Source organism: Salipaludibacillus sp. HK11 (assembly GCF_047795645.1).
GTDB lineage: Bacteria > Bacillota > Bacilli > Bacillales > Salisediminibacteriaceae > Salipaludibacillus.
Genome location: NZ_CP181045.1, coordinates 2,339,477 through 2,364,422, shown reverse-complemented (window position 1 = coordinate 2,364,422; position 24,946 = coordinate 2,339,477). Strand labels below are relative to the sequence as shown.

Here is a 24,946-nt window from a genome sequence, read left to right as displayed (position 1 = left end):
ATGATTTCAAGAGGACGGGATGTCTATGTTGAAAAAAATGTTCATTAGTATGGTGTTCATGACGATGCTAGTTATTGGTGTATCACTATATCTATTTCAAGAAAAGGTGATCGGAACGTTTGATCAATCGAATTCTAGGTCGGGAGTATTGGAACAATCGTTTGAAAATGAAGATTACTTTTACTTCTTATCAGATAAGGAAATTAACCGAGCAATTGGAAAAGGGACGACGTCAATAATATTAATCGAAGACTATTTACTTGAGAGTCCGGAAGAAAGTCTAGGTACCGAATCTCATGTCGCCTTTGCTTATATTGAGACACCTTATTTAACAACGATAAATATAGCTAGGAATGTATTTGATCATTACGGTAGAATACCTTCTTCACAAGAAGTGAAACAGGAGTTATTCGACCAATACTTACCCATTCATATCCGTTTTAATGAAAATAAGGGGTACGTGTATGACCTGAAAATGATTCAAGATGAGAAGGAAATAGAACCATTTTCTACAGAAGTTCATGGATCTGGAGCAATGAAGACGATTTATTTGAATGTAGGCGATCTCGATTTTTCTATGCCAGCTACAGTTATCGTAGAAGATAGCGTAGATTCTTCTGTAAATCATCAATATGAAATAGACTTTGAAAACTATATACCTTAAAAAACTCGCCCTGCTGTAAATAGCGGGCGAGTTTTTCTAATGGTTATTTTATTCAGTGTCAAAAAAATTAGGATTCTCCTCAACAAGCTTAGTCATGATTTCTTGCTCTAATGAAGAATATAAAAGGCTTCTGCGATTTTCGTCGTTATCTGGTACTTCGTCAGAGAATTCAGCAGCGACTTGGTCTTCGACACTATTCCAAATATAAGGTTTGAGGTAATGAGTTTCTAATTGTCTTACGTATAGATCTTCATTTACTTTTTTCAACTCATCATATAAAACCAATGTTATCATATCTTCATCTTCAAGATAATTTTCTTCTTCAACGAAAGCAAGGAACTGATCTTTCGAATAGGTAAATTGATAATTCTCTGAAGCGTGATCATGCCATCCTTTCAATTCAATTGCTATCCACTCAGCATTACTTTCAATATCTTCCTCTCTAGTAACCTCATCCTCATCATTGAGCATAAAACGGAAATTCTGGTATAAAACCAAATGTTCATAAAGGGTGTCTTGCGTCAATTCGTTAACAGATTCATTCAAATTTTGATTTGAAATCGTTTCGATAGCCTTCTCACGAGCTTCGTGTTCATCTGTGTCGTTTATTTCTTCATTATTTCCATCAGTTAACTCATTTTCAGATTCAGCGTTTAGAAAGTTCCCGGAATTTTCTTGTGAATTTTCCTGCTGTTCCTCATCAAAACTGTCGTCACTTGAGGTCGTAATATTTGATTCCGTACTGTTGTTTGAATTTGGTTGCTCAGACTCTAACATCACCATGTAAATAACTAGGACAATTAGAATCGTCGAACCAATCAATAAAATAATTAATTTGTTCTTTTGCATAAAGTCACCTCTTGTAGAGATTTAAATTGGTGTTAACTAAATTGCCTTTCATTAAACAAGATTAGCTTTCTAATTTAAATGATTTGTCTTCATCTATAATCAATTGTAGAAGATCACTTTAATATTAGAAAATAATTTAATTCATTATAACACGAGATGTACAAATGGAGGTATATCCAAAAGTTTGAGCCTGATCCTGATCAAAGATCCAACACCTCTTAATTTATAGCACAGTTTTTTTTTATAGGCATATGATGGGAGTGGTCTTAACTAAACGAAGGAGGGGAACATATATGGATAATAATCAGTCAAGACAAAATCATGGAAATACGGTACAGTATATGACCTCATATGACCCATTTGTCGTGCAAACATTACAGTCAGTGCAAGGCTCAGAAGTTGTTGTGCAAACATGTCAGGGGAATGTGAGGGGGAAGGTGGCAGATGTAAAACCAGATCATGTCGCAATTCAAGTTAGTGATTCGACATTTTTCATTCGGATTCAGCAAATCATTTGGGTGATGCCAACTTGAAAAGTTGAATCAAAGAAGAGGGGAGGCTAAGTCTACCCTCTTTTTTAAAAAATATTATGCAGTAGTTAATTATTTATCAGCGTTCATGGTAAAATAAAACATATAATAGGAAGAAAAAATACATAAATGAAGGAGCGATGATGGATATGGAAGAAGAAAATTATAAACATGTTCTCGTAGCTTATGATGGGTCAAAAGATGCGGAGAAAGCCTTGTTTAAAGCTGTAAATCTTGCAAGAAGAAATGATGCTAAATTAACTGCGGCGTATGTTATTGATTCACGCGCCCCACATCTATTACCTGATAAACCTGGGAAATTTACAGAGCTAGCTGAAGAACATGCAATCGAGATGAGAAAAAAATTAAAGTCGGAAATAGAAAAATTACAGTTCAAAAATTATCAAATTAGAATAGAAAAAGGTAACCCGAAAACGGTGATAGCCTATGACCTTATTGATGAAGTAGGCGCCGATATGGTCGTTTGTGGCTCTAATGGAGTAGACTCGTATGACCATCTTGTTATGGGAAGCACTTCAGAAAATATCGTTCGGTATTCGACAGTAGATGTACTCGTTGTGAAATGATAATATTATTGAATTAGAAAGCAGTAATATTATTCTTTAAGAATGTGATCATCTAATTGAACAAAAGAATAGCCTTGCTTTTTAAGGATAGGAATGGCATTTATTACTCCCTCAGCAGTCCCGCTACTAGGTTGATTCATATGAAGCAGAGGGATTGATCCTGAACTAGACTCCAGCAAGGCTTTTTCGACTTGACTAGCTGAGTAGGTAGCTCCAGCATCGCCAAGAATATCATAATTTACAACGGTCAAACCGAGATCGCTAACTATTTCTACCGCCACATCATCGTAATAAGCTGTCCCAGATCGAAAAAATTGCGGACTTTCTCCGGTTAAATCCTCTATCATACGTTGATTTTCCATAACTTCTTCCATAACACCTTCTACTGTATCTGTCCCTTCGATTCCCCAAGCTGTATTTCCTGAAACGGATAATGGTAAATGATTTGTACCATGATTTTGCACAGAGAAAAGTGGGTTATCTGCTAGTTCTAAAAATATCTCCTCATTTTCGCGGATCCATCTAGCATTAAAAAATAACGTGGCAGGAATCTCATTTTTGTTTAAGAATGCAATGAGTTCTTCATCGTAGTCATTTCCGTATTCCCCACCGCATGCATCGAAAGTTAGCGCGATGACCTTCTCGTTCGTGTCGATCTTATTTTTCACTCCTGTAACATTTTCGCCCCATTCAGTGCTATGAATAGATTTATTTTGCCATTTTTTATTGACTTCACCAATGTTTATTTCTTCCGATGTGGTTTTATTAAAAACGAATGCCACATTAAAATCAGTTTTATTCTTAATTAAAATCGATTGGTTCAGAGGACGTTCATTTTCGCCAGTAAATGATTGAAGATAGACATAGCTCGTCGCTGTTGCTGTTAGCAATACAAATAAGATTATAACTCGAAATATTTTCATGATGGTCTCCTCTTCAATTAAATGAACCAATTTGGAAATACTCTTAAACACCTAATGAGATTAAGAGAGTGTTAGTCAATCTTTCGTAAAAAACGATAGTGACTGTATTGTATCAATTTTGATCTAATTTGCAATAATATTCAGAAAAGTGGTCGCTGTTTAATAGAATTGTCGAAAGAATTTATCGTCATCAGAATTGGAAAACAACATCGTTTGTGGACAGGTTTTCCTTTTGAACGATATAATGATGACAGAGGCGTTATCTATGGAGGGATGAATGATGAATCCGAACGTTGTTTCTGAAGACTACTTGAATTTACAAAAGTCGATCATTCGTAAACAAGATGAATTACGAGAACAATTTAGTGAAAAAATGGACTTCGATATAAAGAAAGAAGATTTAGATGTTGATTTTCCAGTATTACCTCAATTGACATTTTCACCTGTTTCGGGAGAGCTATATAGAGAATCAATTCACGGAATTGTAAGCGTAATTTCTGAATATCAGCCGGGATTAGAAGAGGAATTGTCAAAGCTAACTTCTATCTTAACGGATGAAGACATCGTGAAATGGATCAAGGAGTCTGTCACGTTTAATACGGTGTATTTCCAAACATTTTCAGAAAGAAATCGTATTTCTGATTGGTTGCCTCACTTCCTCGCAGAACAAGCGCTGAGGCCATTTATGCAATTACTAGCTTCTAAGTGTCGTTGGATGATCAATGACTTTGATGTAATGGGAACGTGTCCTTGTTGTGGAGAACCACATCGATTGGCGAAAACGGGAAATGACGAAAAAAAGGTATTATCATGTCCAAGGTGCGAAACGGAGTGGAAGCAAAAAAAGGTAGCCTGTGTTCACTGTGGTGACGATCGTGAAGGTCACTTGTTTTATATTAAAATTAAAGAAGATGAGGTTGCTAAAATTGAAGCATGTCAAACGTGTACAAATTATTTGAAAGTTATCGATACATCAAAAATGCTTGAGAGAAAAACCGCAGCATTGCTAGATTTGGAATCAATACATCTTGACTTTGTAGCTCAAGAAGAAGGCTACGGTGGAGAAGCGACATGATACGACTAACAGGAATTTTACTTGCTGGCGGTAAATCAAGTCGAATGGGAAGAAATAAAGCACTGCTATTAATTGATGGACAAAAAAATATCACGAGGCTTAAGGAGAAAGTTGGACGTGTTACCGAAGAGTTATACCTTGTCAGCAATGATCCGAAATCGTATGAATTTCTTCAATTGCCGATCGTCGAAGATAAACAGAAAAATCAAGGTCCACTAGCTGGAATAGAAGCGGGTTTAAAGAATGGCAACTCAGCTTGGAAACTGGTGGTCGCATGTGATCTCCCGTTTTTTAACGCCAAAGTCGTAGAGGTATTAGTGGAAAAGGCAAAATTGCACCCTAATGCTCAAGCGGTTGTTCCAATTATACATGGTCGACAGCATCCGTTGTTCGCTCTTTATCATCAAAGTGCCCTTGCCACGGTGAAAGAATGTTTAGATGAAGGTGAAAGAAAAATGACGGTAGTTCTATCAAATCTGAAAGTGGAAGCGGTTTCAGTTGAAGAATTTCTTCATGCAGGAATGACTATCGATGAAATCGAGTTGGCTTTTTTTAATATGAATCGGCCTGAGGATTACGAATGGGCTATTTCACAGATTCATAATCTGCAAGGGGATAAGGAGGAAAAATAATGGATTTTTTCCGAGTTCAATCGGTGGCAACGGTGATGAATTTGATTGAAAAGAATGTTCCACCTTTATCGAGAAGTGAAGAGATCTTATTAACGGAAGGTCTTGGGAGGGTGCTAGTAGAAGACATTGTGGCAAATGAAGATGTGCCTTCATTTGCACGCTCAACTGTTGATGGGTATGCCGTTATCTCGAAAGACACTTATGGTGCGAGTGAGACGATGCCCGGGTTTTTAGATGTTGTTGGTGAAGTTGAGATGGGGAAAGTAGCATCGGTTATTTTGCAATCAGGACAAGCCGTTTATGTTCCAACTGGAGGGATGATACCGACAGGCAGTGATGCAGTTGTCATGATTGAAGATTGCGAGCAAGTGCAAGATTTATTGAATGTAGCGAGATCAGTCGCGAAGAACGAAAATATCATTTCGCAAGGGGAAGATGCGAAAATCGGGGAAGTTTTACTAAAAAAAGGAAAAACGCTGCGTCCTCAAGAAATGGGGGCCTTGGCATCGTTGGGGATTGATCGAGTGAAGGTCGCCAAAAAAATAGTTATTGGGTATTTATCATCAGGAGATGAAATCGTTCCATACGATTCGAAGCATTTGTCTCCAGGGAAAATACGTGACGCCAATGGTGTGACAATTCCAGCATTAGCAAAACAGTGGGGGGTAGAAGTTAACGTTAGCGAAATAGCAAAAGACGAGTTTAATGATTTTCAGCAAAAGGCAGCTACGTTATTTGAAGAGTGTGACGCTTTATTTATTTCAGGAGGGAGTTCCGTAGGAGAAAAAGATTACACAACCGATGTTATTGAATCACTGGGAAATAGCGACCCAGGTGTGGTTGTTCATGGAGTATCTGTTAAACCAGGTAAACCTACGATAATGTCTGTCTCATCGGGAAAGCCGGTCATTGGTTTACCTGGTCACCCTGCATCAGCGATGATTATCTTTCAGCTTTTTGGCAAACGAATTGTGACTCGCTTACTTGGCAGTGAAGGGCTGAAGCAAATTACAACAAGGGCAGTTGTGTCACAGAATATTCCTTCCTCTCCTGGGCGGACAGATTATGTTCGTGTTACGCTAGAAGAAGCAGATCCCTTACCGAAAGCGACCCCTGTGTTTGGAAAATCTGGATTGATTCATACCTTGGTAAAAAGTGATGGCCTTTTAGAAATCGAAGAGAAAAAAGAAGGTGTCAAAAAAGGTGAGACCGTCACTGTCCATTATTTTTTATAAAACAATCGAATTGTGATTTTCCAATGAGGGAGGATATTTAATGAAATCAAAGCGTGAGCGAACAATATATCTTGAAGACACACCAAGACAAGATGCATTAGATCAATGTTTTCAGCTATTAGATTTTAAAGAAACTGTCGAAACAATTCCTACTCAAGAAGCAGTTGGTAGAATAACTGCTGAACCAATTTATGCAAACGCATCAAACCCTCATTTTCACGCGTCAGCGATGGATGGTATTGCTGTAAGAGCTCGTGATACGGTTGAAGCGCACGAAAGCAATCCGCTTCATTTATCGGAGAATAAAGACTTCGTATATGTGGATACTGGAAACTTTATTCCATATGCGTTTGATGCAGTGATTATGATTGAGGATGTCAATGAAGTGGAAACGGGAGTATTGGAAATTATCACCCCCGCTGTTCCTTGGCAACGAATTCGTCCGATTGGCGAAGATATTACTTATGGTGAAATGCTTCTAGCTCAAGCACAAAAAATTCGCCCGATAGATGCGGGGGCGCTTTTAGCAGCTAGAGTATTAGAAGTTAATGTTAAACGTAAACCAAAAGTGCAGATTTATCCATCTGGTAGTGAGTTAATTTCCTCGAATGATATTCCGCAGCCAGGAAAGTTAATTGAGTTTAATGGGACAATTTTCTCCGAGCTGGTGAAAGAATGGGGAGGACTTCCTGACCTACAACCGGTCGTGAAGGACGATTTGGAAAAAATTCGTGAGGCGTTACTTCAAGGAACATCTGAAGCAGATTTGGTAATTATTAATGCCGGTTCCTCAGCAGGATCAAAAGACTATACAGCACACATCATTCGAGAGCTTGGAGAGGTTATTACACACGGAATTGCTACACGTCCAGGTAAACCTGTGATTATTGGCAAGATTAATGGTACAATTGTCATTGGTGTACCAGGTTATCCGGTATCAGCTTATTTCGTAATGGAATGGTTTGTGAAACCAATCATTCATTACTTTTTAAATACGTTACCTCCTGAAAACAACACACTGACCGTTCATGCTGGTAGAAGAATGGTTTCTAGTATGGGATCAGAAGACTTTATTCGTGTTCATATTGGGTATGTGAATGGTAAGTACGTGGCTAACCCTTTAACACGTTCAGCGAGCGTGACGATGTCACTAGTTAAGGCAGATGGAGTGATTACAATTCCATCTGATCATTTAGGGGTTGAACAAGGCGAGCAAGTTGTGGCAGAATTGATGAGACCACAATCTGAAATTAAAGCTTCGATTTTGTTTTCAGGTAGTCATGATTTATCAATTGATATTCTTTCTTCAGAGATGAGAAGAAAAGATTTAAGGTCAAGAGTGACTGCAAGTCATACTGGTAGTATGGCAGGATTGATGGCGATTAAACGAGAAGAAGCTCATGTGGCAGGAGTTCACTTGTTTGATCCAGAAACAGGCACATACAATCTTCCATATATCGAAAGGTTTTTACCAGCGATGGAATTGGTTCTATTACCTTTTTTAAAAAGGCAGCAAGGGTTGATTGTCCCAGCAGGAAATCCATTAGCAATAACAAAAATAGAGGATATTATCGAAAAAAATGCGCAGTTTGTAAACAGGCAAAGAGGAGCTGGAACGCGAATTTTATTTGATCATCTCTTGAAAAGTAAACAGATCGATCCTAGTGATATTTCTGGATATGAACGAGAGATGTTTACTCATTTGAGTGTTGCAGCAGAAGTGAAAATGGACAAAAATGCAGTAGGTATGGGAATTTATTCTGCAGCGAAAGCGATGGCATTAGATTTTGTTCCGGTGGAAGAGGAATCTTATGATTTGCTAATGTCGAAATCATTCTTTCTTGGAGAGCAAGGACAAAGATTATTAGAAACATTAAGAAGCAAACAACTTAAAGCGTCTGTAGAAGAACTCGGTGGTTATCATATGGATGAAACCGTTGAACCTATTTACATTTAAACGAAAGGTGGAGTTGTCGATGTTATCCAATATTGGTATTCCAGGATTGGTATTAATTCTTGTATTAGCGTTAGTTATTTTTGGTCCGAAAAAGCTACCAGAAATTGGTCGAGCAGCAGGGGAAACATTACGAGAGTTTAGAAAATCTACGAAAGAATATACTGATGGAATAACGGAACCGATTGATGATGCAAAAAAAGAAGCAAAAAAATTCTCAGACGATGTAAAATAAATGAAAGAAAACCAACGTTGTATGATAGAAACGTTGGTTTTTTTATTTAAAATAGTAACCTACATGCCTTTGACATAATTATAAGAAATTAGACAAACGGTTTATCTTTTATTAAACTAACGTTAATGCAAGACATTCGATGACGATGTCCTTTCCGTTTGGAGGTAATATGGAAATGATAAACGAACATTCATTTCAGGACTACTATCATAATGAGGTAAGCTTCTCCATGGAAGATCATCCATATTCTAAAGAACCTAAACACGTGTGGATTGTTGCTTGGTATAAAGGAAGCTGGCTTTTAACGTTGCATCCTTCAAGGGGGATTGAGTTTCCCGGAGGAAAAGTAGAAGCGGGTGAGACTGCTGAAATTGCGGCGAAACGAGAGGTATTTGAGGAGACAGGTGGTATTGTCAAAAGTCTCTCGTATATCGGACAATATAAAGTTCTAGGAAAAAGTGAAACGGTTATAAAAAATGTTTACTTCGCAGTAATTGGAGAGTTAATTACAAAGAAAAATTATTTCGAAACGAAAGGTCCAAAACTGATGAAAAACCTTCCCGATGACATCAGGAGAAACCATCAATATAGTTTTATTATGAAAGATGATGTTCTTTTGTTAAGTATGGAAGAAATTTATCAGAAATATTTCTTTAATAATGAACCAATAGAAAGATAAACGAAAAGAACTCATTCCGTCATGTATGATGACGAATGAGTTTTTTTTCTAATAATTCAACGACATGATACATCACAGTTGCAAGGATCGCAATGACGACGAGAGCAAGCATTACGAGCGTAAAGTTGAATACTTGAAAACCATAAATAATCAGGTACCCCAAACCTTGCTTCGAAACGAGAAATTCTCCAACAATGACACCGACCCATGCAAGACCAACGTTTACTTTCAAGGTCGATATCAAAGTCGGGTACGAGGCGGGAAAAACGACTCTGAAAAATGTTTGTTTCTTTGACGCCCCGAAGCTTTCAATGACTTTTAAATAATTATTGTCTACCTCTTTAAACGCATGATACATGACCATCGTTGTAATCACGAGTGAAATCATCACTCCCATCGCAATAATCGAGGTGAAACCTGGTCCAAGTCCAACGATCAGGATAGGACCGAGAGCTACTTTTGGCATCGAGTTTAAGATAACTAAATAAGGGTCGAGTACTCTTGAAAGAAAAGGTGACCACCATAAAATTGCGGCGAGTAACGTTCCAAAAAAAGTACCTAATAAAAATCCTAGAATCGTTTCAAATAATGTGACGGATGTATGCATAACAAGGCTACCATCAAGAATTCGAACGACAAATAATTCCCAAATGCGAGAGGGGGAACTAAATAATAATGGATCAATCCAACGTGTCGCGGCAGCAAATTCCCACCCTGCAAAAAAAACAATAAGAATGCTGATTTGCGAGAATATCACGAATTGTGTTCGTTGTTGCGTTTGGCGTTTAAATTGTAGTTGCATCTCCTTGCGATCCATCTTCATGAGACTCCATCTCCTTCCATATCGTTTGGAACAATGGATTGAATTCATGATTGGCACGGACGTCAAAAGGTAACATTGTTTGCAGGTTAGCAGGAACGATAAATTGTTCTTTAATGCGCCCAGGACGTTCACTAAGAAGAATGATCCGGTCAGTCATCGCAATTGCTTCACCTATGTCGTGTGTGACAAGTATCGCTGTTTTGTTATGTTCCTTTATTGTTGAAAAAACGAGGTCTTCGAGTTTTAATTTTGTTTGATAATCTAGTGCAGAAAATGGTTCATCTAATAGTAGTAGTTTCGGATCTGTTGATAGCATTCTAACTAAAGCAACACGTTGCCTCATCCCACCAGATAATTGTGATGGGAAATGTTCCTCTTTATCAGACAATCCAAGCGTGTCAAGCAGCTGATAAGCAAGTTCCATGTCTTTATCCTCTGTCTTGCCCATTGTCGTTAATCCCAAAGTAATATTATCTTTGATAGAAAGCCAAGGAAATAAGTAGTCTTGTTGCAGCATATAGCCTGTTTCTGGTGTAGGATTTTTAATGCTGACGCCATCTAATAAAATCTCTCCTACTGAAGGGTGTAGAAGTCCGGAAATAAGAGAAAGGAGAGTGCTTTTACCACAACCACTCGGCCCAATAATCGAAACAAACTCCCCTTCTTCAATCGATAAATTAATCTCTTCTACTGCGGTCGTCCATGAATCATAACTAAAAAATGTTTTTTCTAATTGCTTTAGCTCAAGAAAGGCCATGTCACTCCCCCTTCCTTTCATACATTTGACTATCGTTCTATTACTCTTCTGTTATTTTGTCAGCCACCTCTCGATTGACTAATTCGTCATAATCGATATCCATCGGAAGTTCTCCCGATTCATCCATAATCTCTTGGAGAAGGTACCAACCATCTTCACTCAATAGAGGGGAGGTTGCATAGGAACCTTGATCTCTGTAACGAATAAAGACTTGTTCTATTACGTCTAGCGTTGTATCGTCGAAAAATGGCTCAATTGCTTCTGCCACGGTAGTTGCGTCTTCCTCTTCGATCCATTGCTGAGCTCGGTATATAGCACGAGTAAAGTTTTCGATTGTTTCAACGTCCTCATCAATGAAACTTTGCTTCGCCATATAAACAGTGTATGGAATTTCACCGGACTGGGTGCCAAAAGAATCAACAATGTGGCCAATTCCCTCTTCTTCAAATAACGTCGCCTGTGGTTCAAATAGTTGAACATAATCTCCAGTTCCCGATGCAAAAGCGGATGGAATATTTCCAAAGTCAATGTTTTGAATTAATTCACCTAAATCTTCATGTGGGTCAATTCCATTCAACCTCAAAACGTGTTCACCAACCATTTGCGGCATACCACCCTGGCGTTGCCCAAGAAAGCTTGTGCCTTTCAGATCTTCCCACTCAAAGTTTTCAACAGGCTCACGGGATACGAGGAAAGTTCCGTCTGTTTTTGTTAGTTGTGCAAAATTTATAGGTGGATCGTTTGCCTCTTGTGCATAGACATACATTGACGTCTCTGCTCCAACGAGAGCAATGTCAGCACCATCTGAAAGAAGAGCCGTCATTGTTGTGTCTCCACCCCATGTGGTCGTCAATTCAACATCTAATCCCTCATCTTCGAAAAAACCTTCGGACAGAGCAACATATTGTGGAGCATAAAAGATAGACCTCGTCACTTCTGCAAGTTCCACCTCTGTTAAGTCTTTCTCCTGATTACATGCCATCAACAAAATCGCTGGGAAACAAATCACTAGAAATAACTTTTTCCATCGACACATTATTGCTCCTCCTTCATTGAATAAGTATTTGCATAAATAAAATATGTAACTATGAAGAAAAGTGTGCAGGTGCCTTGGTGAAGAGCATGCGAAATAGGTTAGCAACACTAGTTAGCTTTTCTCTAAAATCAGATCCAATTATGATAAGCTATAAAGATAAATATTTTTCCGCATAGACTACTGTGTTCATTCAACCAGGAGGGAATGTCATGAAACATCTGATTTCGTCTGAACCTATCATTTCACCTTCGTCAAGGTTTTCTTTATACATAGTGACGTATTGGTCCGGCGAATTTAAAGTGAAAGGCTACTTAATAGAACCGAAACAAACAGGAAATTATGATGCGATCGTTTATTTAAGAGGTGGAATCAAAAGGGTTGGCATGGTTAGAATTGCAAGAATTATTCAATATGCCGCTGAAGGATTTGTTGTTTTCGCACCATTTTACAGAGGGAACGAAGGTGGCGAAGGAGTAGAGGATTTTGGTGGGGAAGATCGAGAAGATGCATTTACTGCTTTTGAACTAATCAGCTCACATCCAAGAGTCAACAAAGATCGCGTACATGTTGTTGGCTTTTCACGAGGTGGAATTATGGCCGGATTAGTCGCAGCTTCCTATAATCCCGCTTCAATGGTTTCATGGGGAGGAGTGTCGAATTGTCTATTAATGTACGAAGAGCGACCTGACCTCAGAAAAATGCTACGCCGCTGTTTTTCCGGGGATCCGAAACAAGCTGGCGAAACGTATAAAGCAAGGTCATCCATCACATTAGCTAACAAGATAACTTGCCCCGTATTAATTATTCATGGTGAAAAAGATGAGCATGTCAGTGTGGCTCACGCCCATCAACTGCACGACAATTTAAGAGAATACAATAATCATGCTGAACAATGGATTATTAAAAATAAAGGACACCTTTTGTCGGTGAGGGAGCAGCTATCTTACACGAAGAGTGCTTGCCAATGGATGCACCAACAGACTGAAACATAAATCCCCAGGCATTATTATGCCTGGGGATCGATTCTTTATATGATTGTACCACCTTTAGCAATATTTTGTGGTATTTTTCTAAAATTCTTAAAGTTATCTTTGAATTTATGAGCAAGCTCAATTGCCTTCCTGTCATAGTCTTCTTTATCAGCCCAAGTTTCTTTAGGTTGCAACACTTTATCAGGAACACCAGGACAATTAACTGGAATGTGTAGACCAAATATCGGATCTTGCGTCGTTTCCACTGTATCTAATTCACCTTCTAATGCTGCGTGGATCAATGCGCGAGTATATCGTAAACTCATACGTTCTCCAACACCATAAGGTCCTCCTGTCCACCCAGTATTAACGAGGTAAACATCGGTGTTATGTTCTATCATTTTGTCCCTCAGCATTTCAGCATACCTAGCACCAGGCAACGGAAGAAATGGTTCACCAAAACAGGATGAGAATGTAGCTTGTGGTGAAGTGACACCACGTTCTGTTCCAGCTAATTTACTCGTGTAACCGGAAAGGAAATGGTACATCGCTTGCTCCGGTGTTAGTTTACTGATGGGAGGTAAAACACCGAAAGCGTCTGCCGTCAAAAATATTACTGCGTTTGGGTGACCTGCAATACTTGGCTCTAGTGAAGATGGAATGGCACTGAGTGGATAAGCCACCCTCGTATTTTCCGTATAATCCGATGCATCGTAAATAGGTTCCCGTGTTAATTCATTGATGACGACATTTTCTAATACCGACCCGAATCGAATCGCTCTATAAATTTCAGGCTCGCTTTCTTCGGTTAGCTTAATACATTTTGCATAGCAACCACCTTCAATATTAAAGACACCATTTGAAGACCAAGCATGTTCATCATCTCCAAGTAGTGAACGGTTTGGATCTGCGGAAAGCGTTGTTTTTCCTGTTCCTGATAGTCCGAAGAAAAGTGCTACATCCCCTTTTTTACCAACATTTGAAGAACAATGCATCGTTAATATATCTTGTTCAGGGAGAAGGTAATTCATTATTGAAAAAATAGATTTTTTCATTTCACCTGCATATTCAGTTCCCCCAATTAGTACAATCCTTTTTTCCATTGAAACGATTACAAATGCTTCTGAATTTGTACCATCAATTGTTGAATCAGCTTTGAATCCTGGTGCCGATACAATTGTAAATTCAGGTAACAGGCTCTTTAATTCTTCTTCTTCAGGTCGAATGAAAAGTTGACGAACAAATAAATTATGCCAGGCAAACTCGTTAACAATACGGATAGGGAGTTGATATTTTTTGTCGGCACCAGCAAAGCCATGTCGAACAAACAATTCTTCCCTATTAGCTAAATAATGTAACACTTTCTCATACAAGTGTTCAAAAGCCTCGGCAGAGATGGGGATGTTTACTTTTCCCCAACAAATATTATCCTTTGTTGAGATCTCTTCCACAATAAATTTATCCTTTGGCGACCGACCTGTATACTTGCCAGTTGTTGCGCGAAAAGCACCAGTAGATGTTAATACACCTTCCCTACGCTCTAAGGCTTTTTCAATTAAATGTGGAACAGATAAATCTTTGTGGATGTTTTCGCCCTGCAATACACGACCCAACGCAGCTTCGAAATGAACCATACTCATGTTCTTCACCCTTTCTTTTTTTCATTCATTTATATTTCCTAAAGTGATGAATACACTCACCATACGGATAAACGACAGTTGAATGAACAAAACTACAAAGATGAACGATGATTTTAATAAAATGGATTCACCGAATTCTGGGCTACTAAATTAGTTATAATGGTGGTTTAATCTAAAGGAATAGCGTACTTAGCGAAAAGAAAGTAGTATTAACATTTCTGAAATTTTTGTGTAGTCTATGGTACCTGATTCGGTGACCGAGGTGTTATAACCAAATAATATAAGTGTATTGAAAGCGTTTTAATAATCTTGTGCAAGAAGAAATGTAGTGTAAAAATATCCGATATAATTCGTTAATAGGTGTTTTGTGGAATTTGTGGGATGACAGACTTGGAATGACGTATGGACGAGAGCAACTTCGCGATTAGATGTTCGCAGTTTAGTTGTACCATGTCAATTGGCTAGAGGATGACTGTGATGATGGAAGTGGAATCATTAAAGGTAGATGAATTACGTATAACTTTATTTTAATATATTTTATGAAACGAAGATATAGATTTTGAAAACCGTCAACAGATCGTCATATTTGTGAAAATGTGAGCAATGAAATATATTCAATATATCTCAAATAGATTTCTTGACATGAAGCGAAAAATCATGTATTCTTTTGGCGAACGGATACTCTTATCCCGAGTAGGCGGAGGGACAGGCCCGACGAAGCCCAGCAACCATCACCACTTCCAAAAAGGTGAACGGTGCTAACCTGCAAGACATATTTGTGTGTCTTGATCGATAAGAGGTGAAAGGCGAATGGATCGTAACCTTTTCCTCAACTGGGGAGAGGTTTTTTAGTTTATATGGAAAAATAAGAGTCTATTTAAATCTTGATCGGTTGTTGATTAAGACCATTCTGCTTGGATAACGAGTACCGTCGATTATGAAGCTCATCTTATATACACATTAAAGGGGTAAAATACCGGGGAGGTCGTAATTGTGGCAGGAAAAACGAGATTATTTACATCAGAATCAGTAACAGAGGGACACCCAGATAAGATTTGTGATCAAATTTCGGATGCAATTTTAGATGAAATAATGAAAAGCGATCCAAATGCTCGAGTGGCGTGCGAAACATCTGTAAACACAGGTTTGGTGCTAGTCGCTGGTGAAATATCAACTTCTACATATGTAGATATTCCAAAAATAGTACGAGAAACAATCAAAGGAATTGGTTACACGCGTGCAAAATACGGTTTTGATTATGAAACATGTGCCGTATTAACGTCGATTGACGAGCAATCTGCCGACATTGCACAAGGAGTAGATCAAGCGTTAGAAGCTAGAGAAGGCAACATGTCAGATGAAGAAATAGAAGCGATTGGAGCAGGGGACCAAGGTCTTATGTTCGGTTATGCTGATAATCAAACTCCCGAGCTTATGCCTTTGCCAATTTCATTATCACATAAACTCGCTCGGCGTTTAAGTGAAGTACGTAAAGATGAAACCATTTCTTACCTTCGTCCAGACGGTAAAGTTCAAGTCACAGTAGAATATGATGAAAACCAGAGGCCTCTTCGTGTAGACACGATTGTGATTTCGGCTCAACATCATGCTGAGATAGAACTTGATCAAATTCAAGAAGATTTAAAAGAGAAAGTTATTAAACCAGTTGTACCTAAGGAATTGTTGGACAATGAAACGAAATATTTTATTAATCCAACAGGTCGCTTTGTAATTGGCGGTCCTCAAGGTGACGCCGGGTTAACAGGAAGAAAGATCATCGTTGATACATATGGTGGGTACGCTCGTCATGGTGGAGGTGCTTTTTCTGGTAAAGATGCAACTAAAGTTGATCGTTCTGCCGCATATGCCGCTCGCTATGTTGCGAAAAATATTGTTGCAGCAGGTCTTGCAGACCGTTGTGAAGTTCAATTAGCGTATGCGATTGGTGTTGCTCAACCTGTCTCGATCGCGATTGATACATTTGAGACTGGGACAGTATCAGAAGACGTCTTAGTTCAAGTGGTTCGTAAACTATTTGACCTTCGTCCAGCAGGGATTATTAAAATGTTAGATCTTCGACGACCGATATTCAAGCAAACAGCTGCTTATGGTCACTTTGGTCGAACAGATATTGATCTTCCGTGGGAAGCGACAGACAAAGCGGAATTAATGAAGCAAGAAGCGCTTCATATTGACAAGGAATAAATCACAAAGAACGCGAGTGGAGAAATCCATTCGCGTTCTTTTGCTCTGATAATCTTTCCAGTTAGTAATGATCATTCGTCAACGAGTGATTTGTAGTACTTTCCTTTATCAACATAACTATCCCGAATTCTTTTCATATCAGCAAGGTCAGCATCAGATAAATCACGGACGACTTTGGCAGGGCGACCTAAAGCAAGTTTATTAGGTGGAATTGTTTTACCAGGTGGCACGAGACTACCTGCACCGATAAAGGCTCCTTCACCAATTTCAGCGCCATCCATTATCGTCGAGCCCATGCCTATCAAGGCATTTTTTTTAACAAGGCAGCTATGTAAAATACATTGATGTCCGACAGTTACTCCTTCTCTTAAAATCAATGGCAAATCCGGACTTTGATGTAATGTGCAATTGTCTTGCACGTTCACAGACTTTTCAATGATTGTTGGCGCTACATCCCCGCGAATGACAGTATTAAACCAAATGCTAGCATCTTCCTCGATTGTCACATCACCAGTTATCACGACGCCATCTGCGATAAATGCAAACGGATCAATGGAAGGGACATGGCCCTTATATGGATAAATTTTCAATGACACTCACTCTCCAATCATAATTTCTATAAGTTTAGTTTAACAAAGCCATTACAATAATAGAAAGGAATCCACTCCTTACACTTGACGAATTATGAGAAGAAAGCGAAGATGAAAGAAATATGAAAGTTTATCAAGTAATTCTAGCGTCAATAAATTTTTAAACAAAATCAGCAATTACGAGGGGGAAGAACAATGTGGAAATCAGAAGTTGAACAGCATGTAGCAAAAGGAGTATTTGTGATCGTTCACGGAGCTGGAGAATACCATGCGCGTTACAAGTGGATAATAGAGAAGTTAAATGATTTTAACTATCACGTGATTATTGGTGATCTCCCTGGTCAAGGAACGACGACAGGACCTAGAGGCCATGTTTCAACCTTTCATGAATACATAGATACAGTTAATGGCTGGTTAACTGAAGCTAGAACATATCACCTACCCGTTGTTCTTCTTGGACATAGTATGGGTGGATTAATCTCTACTAGAACGTTAATGGAAGCACATAATAGTGAGTTGCCAGATGTGGTGATTTTGTCTTCTCCTTGCTTTGGATTGTTTCGTAAAACACCACTAAATAAAAAAGCAGTTTCTTATATTCTCAATCGAGTGACACCGAGCCTCCGTTTTCCATCTGGTCTTGAACCTGGATCTGGAACACGAGATAGAGTGATGCGATTAAGAGATAAACAAGATTCTCTACTGATTAAAAATGTCAGTATTCGTTGGTACAGAGAATTAGAAAAATCGATGCGGTATGTTCATCAACAGGTTGATTCTTTTCCTGAAGTTCCACTTCTCGTCATGCAAGCAGGAGTGGATAGGATTGTAGATCGGAATAGCGTGCAAAAGTGGTTTGATAATGTAAAGTTACAGGATAAATATTACAAAGAATGGCAAGGGTTGTATCATGAAGTACTAAATGAACCAGAAAAGCATCATGTGTTGGCTCATATGCTTGGATTTGTCACGATGCATCTGAATGAATGATTATGAATTGATGGAGGACTATTTTCGTGAAAACACCGACAACATCATGGACATTAATGTATCAAGTTTATAAACGAATTTTACCTACGGTTCATGAATTTTTGGCAGAATGGCGAATGAAAGCGGAACTGATCCCGGACCCAGAGTTACGAAGACAAGCGCTTTTAAGTATTGATTCAAAAACGTTTCATTGTGAAGGGGGCGCGATTTACGCTATTTTAGCAGGTGATCGTTTTCGTGAAGTCGTTCGCTTTATCGTTGCATACCAAACGATCAGTGATTATTTAGATAACTTGTGTGATCGAAGCACGTCACAGGATCCTGATGATTTTCGAGCGATACATGAATCAATGCGAGATGCTTTGACTTTAGGGGCGCAGCTTAGAAATTATTATCGACATAGAAGCGAAAACGATGATGCAGGTTATTTAAATGCCTTAGTAGAGACGTGTCAGCGTTGTATTTCACAATTTCCTGGTTATTCTTCTGTGGAAACAGAAAATGTGTCATTGGCAAACTTGTATAGTGACTTGCAAGTTCACAAGCATGTAAAGAAAGAGGATCGAGTTCCGAGGCTTACTGAATGGTTTGACCAACATCGAGATAGTGTCGCGCCTATGTCTTGGTACGAATTTTCTGCTTGTACAGGCTCAACGCTTGGGATATTTTGTCTGACGTCCTATTCTGCAGCAAAGTCTGCCATGACGAAGGAAGAGGCAAATATAATAAAAGAGGGTTATTTTCCGTGGATTCAAGGGTTGCATATTCTGATGGACTACTTTATAGATCAAGAGGAAGATCGATCTGGTGGAGATTTGAACTTTTGTTTTTATTACGAAAATGAAGAAGAAATGTTATCGAGAATCGAATATTTCTTTGCCGAAGCGGATCGCTCGCTAAAAACATTGCCAGATTTCAAGTTTCATCAATTAATAAACAATGGATTAATTGCTATTTATCTCGCTGATGATAAAGTGCAAAAAGATCCAACTATAAAGAAAAAGGCAAAGAGGCTAATCCGAGGTGGTGGCACACCAACATTGTTTTTCTATTTAAATGGAGCGTTATATCGAAAAATTAGTGGTACGTAATTTTTACAATGAAGAAAAAGCAGAGGAGAAGCGCATATATTACGTGCTTCTCTTCTGCTTATTTTTTTTCAATTGCAATGATGAAAGGTGGGGTGTTTTTCTGGTTAATAAATCGATATTCTAACACATGAAAATCCGTTTGTGGTAGAGACTCTACGAATGGAAGCAGCATATCTTTTTCCACCTTTCCTTCTTCATGACCATGATATACAACAAGGACGATGATTCCTCCCTTTTTCAAGTGCTTAGAAAGTTGTTGAATTGCTTCAATGGTTGTTGAAGGTGTTGTTACAATTGACTTATCACTTCCAGGTAAGTAGCCGAGATTGAAAATCGCTCCATTGATGTTGTTATGATGAGTTGGAGAAAGGTAAGTTTCCAATTTTTCATGGCCATCTTGAATGAGGTGAACTTGCTTTTCAAGATTCGTAATTTCGAGACGATCTCTCGTAGCATTGATCGCTTGATCTTGAATATCAAAGCTATAAACAGTGCCGTTGTCTCCAACCAATTTTGCTAAAAACTCGGTGTCATGGCCGTTACCAGCGGTTGCATCGATTGCTATTCCGTTAGTGGTCACAGATTTTTGTAGAATGTCCCTTGCAAATGGAAGAATTCCAGCTAATTTCATCATCTCGTCGTCTCCTTAGTCGATAAAGTAGACTTCCTCTCGACATATTCTCCTTGCCAGCTGTTTCGACGCTTTAGTTTTGCCTCAGTCCAGTTTAAGACTTCCTCTTAGAGCATTGTTTAAGTTGTTCGATAACGATCTCGATATCCTCACTCGAAACGTCTAAATGAGTAGTAAATCGAAGTGCTTGTGGTTTGTATTGAATAATTGCAATTCCACGTTTCTCTAATGCTTTGACCCATTCAGGTGCTGATGATTGCGATTCGTGAGTGTCTGCGATAATGATATTTGTGTCTACATGATGTTTAACAGAAAGATCAGTATACGTATTGATTGCTTTTGCTAATTTTTTGGCATGGTCGTGATCGTCAGCAAGTCGCTGAATATTTGATTTGAGTGCAAGTAGTCCAGGTGCGGCAAGAATCCCTGCTTGACGTAAGCCTCCACCAAGCATTTTTCGTTTTTTTCTCGCCTTATCAATAAAAGTCTTGTTTCCAGCAAGGATAGATCCTACTGGAGCACCGAGTCCTTTCGATAAGCAAAATTGAATCGAATCGGTATATTGTGCAATCTCGCTTGCTTCAACGCGACTTGCAATAGCGGCATTGAAGAGGCGAGCCCCATCAATGTGGACAGGAGTATTGTGTTTGTTTGCGAGTTGATACACTTCTTTTAAATAACTTATTGGCAAAACAGAGCCACCACTTCGGTTGTGTGTGTTTTCTAACCATATCATGCCTGTTTCTGGGTAATGCACATCGTCCTCGCGGATGGCTTCTTCGATCGCTTCAAGAGGAATTTGACCCCGATGGTGGGCTAATGTTTTTGGTTGCACACCAGCAAAAGCAGAAATAGCTGCCCCCTCATATACAACCACATGAGCATCTTCATCGATAATTGCTTCTTGCCCTGAATGACAATGAGTCAAAATTGCAGCTTGATTTCCTTGTGTTCCGCTAGTAACAAAAAGCGCCGCTTCTTTTCCAACAAGCTTTGCGGCATAGTCTTCGAGTTCATTCACTGTTGGATCTTCTCCATATACATCATCACCAACGATTGCTTTTGCACTAACATCTCGCATGAGTTGGCTTGGTTTCGTTACTGTGTCACTTCGCAAATCTATCATTAATATTTCCACCTTTATGTTTGTTTTCTTTATCCTATCATAATATCTTAAACTGAAAAATGAGTTTTGTACCCTTTGCAATAGAGATTGACTTACTAAGGGGCACAAGACGCCATCGCTTGTGCCCTAAAGATTGGAGAATGGCTTGTTAAGGGGCACAAGACGGCATCACTTGTGCCCTAAAGATTGGAAATTAACTACCCAAGGAGTACAATAAGTCGATGATCATTGTGGGAGAAAGCATCCCTCTAAAAACTAGGCCGCAGTGGGAAATGAAGAAAGATATTTTCTTTGATTCGAGCTATACGATTAGTGAAAGGAACTGCGTAGGGAGTGAAATAGGCTAATTTTGCGCTGAAATTAGCCGGCAAGTAATGTCATAGGGAGAGAAACCTCTCAGTTTCAAGCCGAATCCCCACAAAAAAATCCCCCTTGGGCTCAAATCATGAATTTATACCAGAACTCCTATCTAGTGAAGTATAAAGCTACGCCTGATAGGTTATTCTGATAGTGGGCTTTCTTGACAGTTTTAGATTGCATGCTTACAATAGCTATGAGCGAAAAATATATTTTGCATGAAAAAAATGGAGATAAGGATTAGTAATGATTTGTCCATGCGCAGAGAGTTAACGGAAGGTGGAAGTTAACGATGGCTGATTATGAACTCACCTTGGAGTTGCAAAAGGGAATCGTATTGAGTACCTTTTGACGTTTAGCCTGCGTTATTGGCTTTGAGCGAGTGCATTCATTGCACTAAACGTGGGTGGTACCGCGGGAAGGATCATCAACCTCTCGTCCCTAGTGATAGCTAGAGGCGGGAGTTTTTTTGCTTTTTCACGTTAGTGTAATAAAATAAAGGTAACTGAATACATAAAAGGAGGTTGTTGCATTGTCTTTCAATCATCAACAAATCGAAAAAAAATGGCAAAACTATTGGGAAGAGAATAAAACGTTTAAAACAACAGAGGACCCCTCAAAAAAGAAATTTTATGCTCTAGATATGTTTCCTTATCCATCAGGGGCTGGGCTTCATGTAGGTCACCCTGAAGGTTACACAGCGACCGATATAGTTTCAAGGATGAAGAGAATGCAAGGATTCAATGTTCTACATCCAATGGGCTGGGATGCATTTGGCCTACCGGCAGAGCAATATGCTCTCGATACAGGTAAGCACCCTCGAGAATTTACTGAATTAAACATTAATACGTTTCGTAGACAAATAAAAGACCTAGGGTTCTCTTATGATTGGGACAGGGAAATTAACACGACAGACAAGTCTTATTATAAATGGACACAATGGATCTTCTTGCAACTCTATAAAAAAGGGCTAGCTTATGTTGATGAAGTTGCAGTTAATTGGTGCCCAGCACTTGGCACAGTGCTTGCTAATGAAGAAGTGATCGATGGAAAAAGCGAGCGAGGCAATCATCCAGTTGAACGTCGACCGATGAAGCAATGGATGTTAAAAATCACAGCTTATGCTGATCGTCTATTGGAAGACCTTGAAGAATTAGATTGGCCTGAAAGTATTAAAGACATGCAACGAAATTGGGTTGGACGCTCTGAAGGGGCCGATGTCCATTTCACTCTTGAAAAAACTGGTGAACAATTCACTGTGTTCACAACTCGGCCCGACACGCTGTTTGGTACGACGTACCTTGTTTTTGCTCCGGAGCACAATTGGGTTGCTGGCATTACTTCTGCTGAACAAAAGGAAGCAGTTGAAGCGTATCAAAAGAAAGTAGCAACGAAAAGTGATTTGGAACGAACAGAGTTAGCGAAGGAAAAATCAGGTGTCTTCACAGGCGGTTATGCGATTCATCCGATCACGGGTGAAAAACTACCAATTTGGATTGCTGATTATGTGCTTGTAAACTATGGTACAGGAGCAATTATGGCTGTTCCAGGTCATGATGAGCGAGATTACGAATTTGCACAAACATTTGATTTGCCGATCGTTGAAGTAGTTTCCGGTGGTGACTTGTCTAAAGAAGCCTATGCAGGTGATGGCCCTCATGTGAATTCAGACTTCGTAAATGACTTGGAAAATGAAGAAGCAATCGCGAAAATGTGTGACTGGCTTGTGGAAAATAAAAAAGGGGAAAGGCAAATCACGTATCGCCTTAGAGACTGGTTGTTTAGCCGCCAACGATACTGGGGAGAGCCGATTCCAATGATTCATTGGGAAGATGGAACGATGGAAGCAGTTCCAGAAGAAGAACTCCCACTTACTCTTCCTGACATGGATGAATTTAAGCCTTCAGGTACTGGTGAATCACCGTTAGCGAATAATGAAGATTGGTTATTTGTAACAGATCCTAAAACAGGGAAAAAAGGCCGACGAGAAACTAACACGATGCCTCAATGGGCAGGTAGTTGTTGGTATTACCTACGTTATATTGATCCCGATAATGATGAACAACTCGCTGATCCTAAAAAACTTGAACAGTGGCTGCCAGTGGATATATATATTGGTGGAGCGGAGCACGCGGTCTTGCATTTGCTTTACGCTCGATTCTGGCATAAAGTCCTTTACGATATTGGTGTTGTATCAACGAAGGAACCTTTCCAAAAGCTATACAATCAAGGCATGATTCTTGGTGAGAATCATGAAAAAATGAGTAAGTCTAAAGGCAATGTAGTGAATCCTGATGATATTGTGGTATCTCATGGCGCGGATACGTTACGACTCTATGAAATGTTTATGGGACCATTAGACGCATCGATTGCATGGAGTGAAAATGGCTTGGATGGGGCTCGTCGTTTCCTTGATAGAGTATGGCGTTTGATGATTGACAGTGAAGGGCACCTTAATGCAACGATTGTTGATGCACAAGGTACTGACGAAATGACGCGGGTTTACCACCAAACTGTCAAGAAAGTGACTGAGGACTTTGAATCACTTCGCTTCAACACTGGAATTTCACAAATGATGGTGTTTGTTAATGAAGGTTATAAGCAAGAGAAGTTATCGACAAGCCACCTTGAAGGATTCATTAAACTATTGGCTCCTGTTGCACCTCACTTATGTGAAGAATTGTGGAGTCGGCTTGGTCATGAAGGGTCACTGTCTTACAGTACATGGCCTGTCTACAATGAGGCGTTATTAGTGACAAATGAAGTGGAAATCGTCGTACAAGTCAATGGAAAAGTTCGCTCAAAGCTTGTCGTTGCAAAAGATGCTAGCAAAGATGATTTGGAAAAAGAAGCTTTAAATATTGATAAGGTTAAAGATGAAATTGAAGAGAAAACGGTGCGTAAGGTCATCGTCGTTCCAGGAAAGTTAGTTAATATTGTTGCAAAATAAATAAAAAAAGAGGGTGTCGAAAAGGTGGTTGACTAAGGTCATCTTGACGGAGCCCTCTTTCTTTTTATTATGTTCTATAATGTTGAATAAAGAGCCAAAAAGGACCTCTACTTTGTTGTAGTTAGGTCCTTTTCGTTATTTTAATTTTCTTTTTGAGAGTACCCCTTTCGCTCAGAATCCTCACTTAAACAAAATTAATGTTTGATATCACGTTTGTGTTCCCTTCGAGGAGAGACTCAGTCTGAACGTAACAGGAATCGCGTTTGCATTCCCTTCACGGGAAAATCTTCAATTGATAACAACTTTTAGATAAAGCTATCCTTTATCAAACTGAACTACTCATTCTGAGCTAGCGGGATAATCATTATTTTCTTTTATCAAATCATTGCCATTTTACAAGGTAAGGAGAAGTCGGA

At 39.1% G+C, this 24,946-nt stretch carries 23 protein-coding genes, 1 riboswitch and 1 other annotated feature; of the genes, 14 read left to right on the top strand and 9 right to left on the bottom strand.

Annotation, left to right across the window (positions count from 1 at the left end; translation table 11 throughout):
• Positions 1-25: 25 nt before the first annotated feature.
• On the top strand, positions 26-664 hold the full coding sequence (locus tag ACM26V_RS11670) for a hypothetical protein (protein ID WP_416151582.1): 639 nt from the start codon (positions 26-28) through the stop codon (positions 662-664).
• 48 nt (positions 665-712) lie between these two features.
• Here ACM26V_RS11670 and ACM26V_RS11665 read toward each other — a convergent pair whose 3' ends face one another.
• Complete coding sequence (locus ACM26V_RS11665; RefSeq protein WP_416151581.1) at positions 713-1,513, bottom strand: hypothetical protein; 801 nt, start codon at positions 1,511-1,513, stop codon at positions 713-715.
• 293 nt (positions 1,514-1,806) lie between these two features.
• Between ACM26V_RS11665 and ACM26V_RS11660 the strand changes: the two genes are divergently transcribed.
• Both ACM26V_RS11660 and ACM26V_RS11655 read left to right on the top strand, forming a co-directional pair.
• Positions 1,807-2,046, top strand: coding sequence for a YuzF family protein (locus tag ACM26V_RS11660; protein ID WP_416151580.1), 240 nt, complete (start codon positions 1,807-1,809; stop codon positions 2,044-2,046).
• 146 nt (positions 2,047-2,192) lie between these two features.
• Positions 2,193-2,630, top strand: a complete 438-nt coding sequence (locus tag ACM26V_RS11655; protein ID WP_416151579.1) for a universal stress protein — start codon at positions 2,193-2,195, stop codon at positions 2,628-2,630.
• A 29-nt stretch (positions 2,631-2,659) separates the two neighbouring features.
• Here the strand turns inward: ACM26V_RS11655 and ACM26V_RS11650 are convergent, their stop codons facing one another.
• Positions 2,660-3,553: a polysaccharide deacetylase family protein gene (locus ACM26V_RS11650; protein WP_416151578.1), complete on the bottom strand. Its 894-nt coding sequence runs from the start codon at positions 3,551-3,553 to the stop codon at positions 2,660-2,662.
• A 277-nt stretch (positions 3,554-3,830) separates the two neighbouring features.
• Here ACM26V_RS11650 and ACM26V_RS11645 point away from each other — a divergent pair, with 277 nt between their 5' ends.
• The 6 genes from ACM26V_RS11645 to ytkD all read left to right on the top strand — a co-directional run bounded on the left by ACM26V_RS11645 (position 3,831) and on the right by ytkD (position 9,363).
• A complete protein-coding gene (locus ACM26V_RS11645; RefSeq protein WP_416151577.1) occupies positions 3,831-4,628 on the top strand; it encodes a formate dehydrogenase accessory protein FdhE in 798 nt (265 codons plus the stop codon).
• Complete coding sequence (mobA, locus tag ACM26V_RS11640) at positions 4,625-5,260, top strand: molybdenum cofactor guanylyltransferase (RefSeq protein ID WP_416151576.1); 636 nt, start codon at positions 4,625-4,627, stop codon at positions 5,258-5,260. The genes ACM26V_RS11645 and mobA overlap by 4 nt, the downstream gene beginning before the upstream one ends.
• On the top strand, positions 5,260-6,495 hold the full coding sequence (glp, locus tag ACM26V_RS11635) for a gephyrin-like molybdotransferase Glp (RefSeq protein ID WP_416151575.1): 1,236 nt from the start codon (positions 5,260-5,262) through the stop codon (positions 6,493-6,495). The genes mobA and glp overlap by 1 nt, the downstream gene beginning before the upstream one ends.
• 40 nt (positions 6,496-6,535) lie before the next feature.
• On the top strand, positions 6,536-8,452 hold the full coding sequence (locus ACM26V_RS11630) for a molybdopterin biosynthesis protein (protein WP_416151574.1): 1,917 nt from the start codon (positions 6,536-6,538) through the stop codon (positions 8,450-8,452).
• Positions 8,453-8,471: 19 nt separating this feature from the next.
• Positions 8,472-8,684 carry a twin-arginine translocase TatA/TatE family subunit gene (gene tatA / locus ACM26V_RS11625; protein ID WP_416151573.1) on the top strand — a complete coding sequence of 71 codons (213 nt, stop codon included), beginning with the start codon at positions 8,472-8,474 and terminating at the stop codon, positions 8,682-8,684.
• 175 nt (positions 8,685-8,859) lie between these two features.
• The gene (ytkD, locus tag ACM26V_RS11620; RefSeq protein WP_416151572.1) at positions 8,860-9,363 is read left to right on the top strand and encodes an RNA deprotection pyrophosphohydrolase; all 504 of its coding nucleotides are present in this window, start codon (positions 8,860-8,862) and stop codon (positions 9,361-9,363) included.
• Between the two features lie 19 nt (positions 9,364-9,382).
• On the opposite strand, the gene ACM26V_RS11615 is transcribed toward ytkD, so the two are convergent.
• The 3 genes from ACM26V_RS11615 to ACM26V_RS11605 are packed head-to-tail and all read right to left on the bottom strand — an operon-like array spanning position 9,383 to position 11,979.
• Positions 9,383-10,165 (bottom strand): ABC transporter permease, encoded by a 783-nt coding sequence (locus ACM26V_RS11615; RefSeq protein ID WP_416151864.1) that lies wholly within the window; start codon positions 10,163-10,165, stop codon positions 9,383-9,385.
• The gene (locus ACM26V_RS11610; RefSeq protein ID WP_416151571.1) at positions 10,149-10,943 is read right to left on the bottom strand and encodes an ABC transporter ATP-binding protein; all 795 of its coding nucleotides are present in this window, start codon (positions 10,941-10,943) and stop codon (positions 10,149-10,151) included. The genes ACM26V_RS11615 and ACM26V_RS11610 overlap by 17 nt, the downstream gene beginning before the upstream one ends.
• Positions 10,944-10,983: 40 nt before the next feature.
• Positions 10,984-11,979: an ABC transporter substrate-binding protein gene (locus ACM26V_RS11605; RefSeq protein WP_416151570.1), complete on the bottom strand. Its 996-nt coding sequence runs from the start codon at positions 11,977-11,979 to the stop codon at positions 10,984-10,986.
• 209 nt (positions 11,980-12,188) lie between these two features.
• On the opposite strand from ACM26V_RS11605, the gene ACM26V_RS11600 reads away from it, so the two are divergent.
• Complete coding sequence (locus ACM26V_RS11600) at positions 12,189-12,971, top strand: alpha/beta hydrolase family protein (RefSeq protein WP_416151569.1); 783 nt, start codon at positions 12,189-12,191, stop codon at positions 12,969-12,971.
• Positions 12,972-13,006: 35 nt separating this feature from the next.
• On the opposite strand, the gene pckA is transcribed toward ACM26V_RS11600, so the two are convergent.
• On the bottom strand, positions 13,007-14,584 hold the full coding sequence (gene pckA, locus ACM26V_RS11595; RefSeq protein ID WP_416151863.1) for a phosphoenolpyruvate carboxykinase (ATP): 1,578 nt from the start codon (positions 14,582-14,584) through the stop codon (positions 13,007-13,009).
• Between the two features lie 687 nt (positions 14,585-15,271).
• A riboswitch (SAM riboswitch) is annotated at positions 15,272-15,389 on the top strand.
• A 194-nt stretch (positions 15,390-15,583) separates the two neighbouring features.
• On the opposite strand from pckA, the gene metK reads away from it, so the two are divergent.
• Entirely contained in the window at positions 15,584-16,795 is a 1,212-nt protein-coding gene (metK, locus tag ACM26V_RS11590) for a methionine adenosyltransferase (protein ID WP_416151568.1), read from the top strand.
• A 71-nt stretch (positions 16,796-16,866) separates the two neighbouring features.
• On the opposite strand, the gene ACM26V_RS11585 is transcribed toward metK, so the two are convergent.
• A complete protein-coding gene (locus tag ACM26V_RS11585; protein ID WP_416151862.1) occupies positions 16,867-17,385 on the bottom strand; it encodes a gamma carbonic anhydrase family protein in 519 nt (172 codons plus the stop codon).
• A gap of 195 nt (positions 17,386-17,580) precedes the next feature.
• Here ACM26V_RS11585 and ACM26V_RS11580 point away from each other — a divergent pair, with 195 nt between their 5' ends.
• Both ACM26V_RS11580 and ACM26V_RS11575 read left to right on the top strand, forming a co-directional pair.
• The gene (locus tag ACM26V_RS11580) at positions 17,581-18,375 is read left to right on the top strand and encodes an alpha/beta fold hydrolase (RefSeq protein ID WP_416151567.1); all 795 of its coding nucleotides are present in this window, start codon (positions 17,581-17,583) and stop codon (positions 18,373-18,375) included.
• A 26-nt stretch (positions 18,376-18,401) separates the two neighbouring features.
• A complete protein-coding gene (locus tag ACM26V_RS11575) occupies positions 18,402-19,466 on the top strand; it encodes a tetraprenyl-beta-curcumene synthase family protein (RefSeq protein WP_416151566.1) in 1,065 nt (354 codons plus the stop codon).
• Between the two features lie 58 nt (positions 19,467-19,524).
• On the opposite strand, the gene ACM26V_RS11570 is transcribed toward ACM26V_RS11575, so the two are convergent.
• Both ACM26V_RS11570 and ltaE read right to left on the bottom strand, forming a co-directional pair.
• Positions 19,525-20,097, bottom strand: a complete 573-nt coding sequence (locus ACM26V_RS11570; protein WP_416151861.1) for a tRNA (mnm(5)s(2)U34)-methyltransferase — start codon at positions 20,095-20,097, stop codon at positions 19,525-19,527.
• 94 nt (positions 20,098-20,191) lie between these two features.
• Positions 20,192-21,223 carry a low-specificity L-threonine aldolase gene (gene ltaE, locus ACM26V_RS11565; protein ID WP_416151565.1) on the bottom strand — a complete coding sequence of 344 codons (1,032 nt, stop codon included), beginning with the start codon at positions 21,221-21,223 and terminating at the stop codon, positions 20,192-20,194.
• Positions 21,224-21,801: 578 nt separating this feature from the next.
• Positions 21,802-22,026, top strand: a binding site (T-box leader).
• Between the two features lie 86 nt (positions 22,027-22,112).
• Between ltaE and leuS the strand changes: the two genes are divergently transcribed.
• Positions 22,113-24,530 carry a leucine--tRNA ligase gene (leuS, locus tag ACM26V_RS11560; RefSeq protein WP_416151564.1) on the top strand — a complete coding sequence of 806 codons (2,418 nt, stop codon included), beginning with the start codon at positions 22,113-22,115 and terminating at the stop codon, positions 24,528-24,530.
• Positions 24,531-24,946 lie beyond the last annotated feature (416 nt).

What these genes read in the sequence shown, in the direction of transcription:
- ACM26V_RS11670 (WP_416151582.1), top strand. Translation starts at nt 26, where the DNA reads ATGTTGAAAAAAATGTTCATTAGTATGGTGTTCATGACGATGCTAGTT.
- ACM26V_RS11665 (WP_416151581.1), bottom strand. Translation starts at nt 1,513, where the DNA reads ATGCAAAAGAACAAATTAATTATTTTATTGATTGGTTCGACGATTCTA.
- ACM26V_RS11660 (WP_416151580.1), top strand. Translation starts at nt 1,807, where the DNA reads ATGGATAATAATCAGTCAAGACAAAATCATGGAAATACGGTACAGTAT.
- ACM26V_RS11655 (WP_416151579.1), top strand. Translation starts at nt 2,193, where the DNA reads ATGGAAGAAGAAAATTATAAACATGTTCTCGTAGCTTATGATGGGTCA.
- ACM26V_RS11650 (WP_416151578.1), bottom strand. Translation starts at nt 3,553, where the DNA reads ATGAAAATATTTCGAGTTATAATCTTATTTGTATTGCTAACAGCAACA.
- ACM26V_RS11645 (WP_416151577.1), top strand. Translation starts at nt 3,831, where the DNA reads ATGATGAATCCGAACGTTGTTTCTGAAGACTACTTGAATTTACAAAAG.
- mobA (WP_416151576.1), top strand. Translation starts at nt 4,625, where the DNA reads ATGATACGACTAACAGGAATTTTACTTGCTGGCGGTAAATCAAGTCGA.
- glp (WP_416151575.1), top strand. Translation starts at nt 5,260, where the DNA reads ATGGATTTTTTCCGAGTTCAATCGGTGGCAACGGTGATGAATTTGATT.
- ACM26V_RS11630 (WP_416151574.1), top strand. Translation starts at nt 6,536, where the DNA reads ATGAAATCAAAGCGTGAGCGAACAATATATCTTGAAGACACACCAAGA.
- tatA (WP_416151573.1), top strand. Translation starts at nt 8,472, where the DNA reads ATGTTATCCAATATTGGTATTCCAGGATTGGTATTAATTCTTGTATTA.
- ytkD (WP_416151572.1), top strand. Translation starts at nt 8,860, where the DNA reads ATGATAAACGAACATTCATTTCAGGACTACTATCATAATGAGGTAAGC.
- ACM26V_RS11615 (WP_416151864.1), bottom strand. Translation starts at nt 10,165, where the DNA reads ATGCAACTACAATTTAAACGCCAAACGCAACAACGAACACAATTCGTG.
- ACM26V_RS11610 (WP_416151571.1), bottom strand. Translation starts at nt 10,943, where the DNA reads ATGGCCTTTCTTGAGCTAAAGCAATTAGAAAAAACATTTTTTAGTTAT.
- ACM26V_RS11605 (WP_416151570.1), bottom strand. Translation starts at nt 11,979, where the DNA reads ATGTGTCGATGGAAAAAGTTATTTCTAGTGATTTGTTTCCCAGCGATT.
- ACM26V_RS11600 (WP_416151569.1), top strand. Translation starts at nt 12,189, where the DNA reads ATGAAACATCTGATTTCGTCTGAACCTATCATTTCACCTTCGTCAAGG.
- pckA (WP_416151863.1), bottom strand. Translation starts at nt 14,584, where the DNA reads ATGGTTCATTTCGAAGCTGCGTTGGGTCGTGTATTGCAGGGCGAAAAC.
- ACM26V_RS11580 (WP_416151567.1), top strand. Translation starts at nt 17,581, where the DNA reads ATGTGGAAATCAGAAGTTGAACAGCATGTAGCAAAAGGAGTATTTGTG.
- ACM26V_RS11570 (WP_416151861.1), bottom strand. Translation starts at nt 20,097, where the DNA reads ATGAAATTAGCTGGAATTCTTCCATTTGCAAGGGACATTCTACAAAAA.
- ltaE (WP_416151565.1), bottom strand. Translation starts at nt 21,223, where the DNA reads ATGATAGATTTGCGAAGTGACACAGTAACGAAACCAAGCCAACTCATG.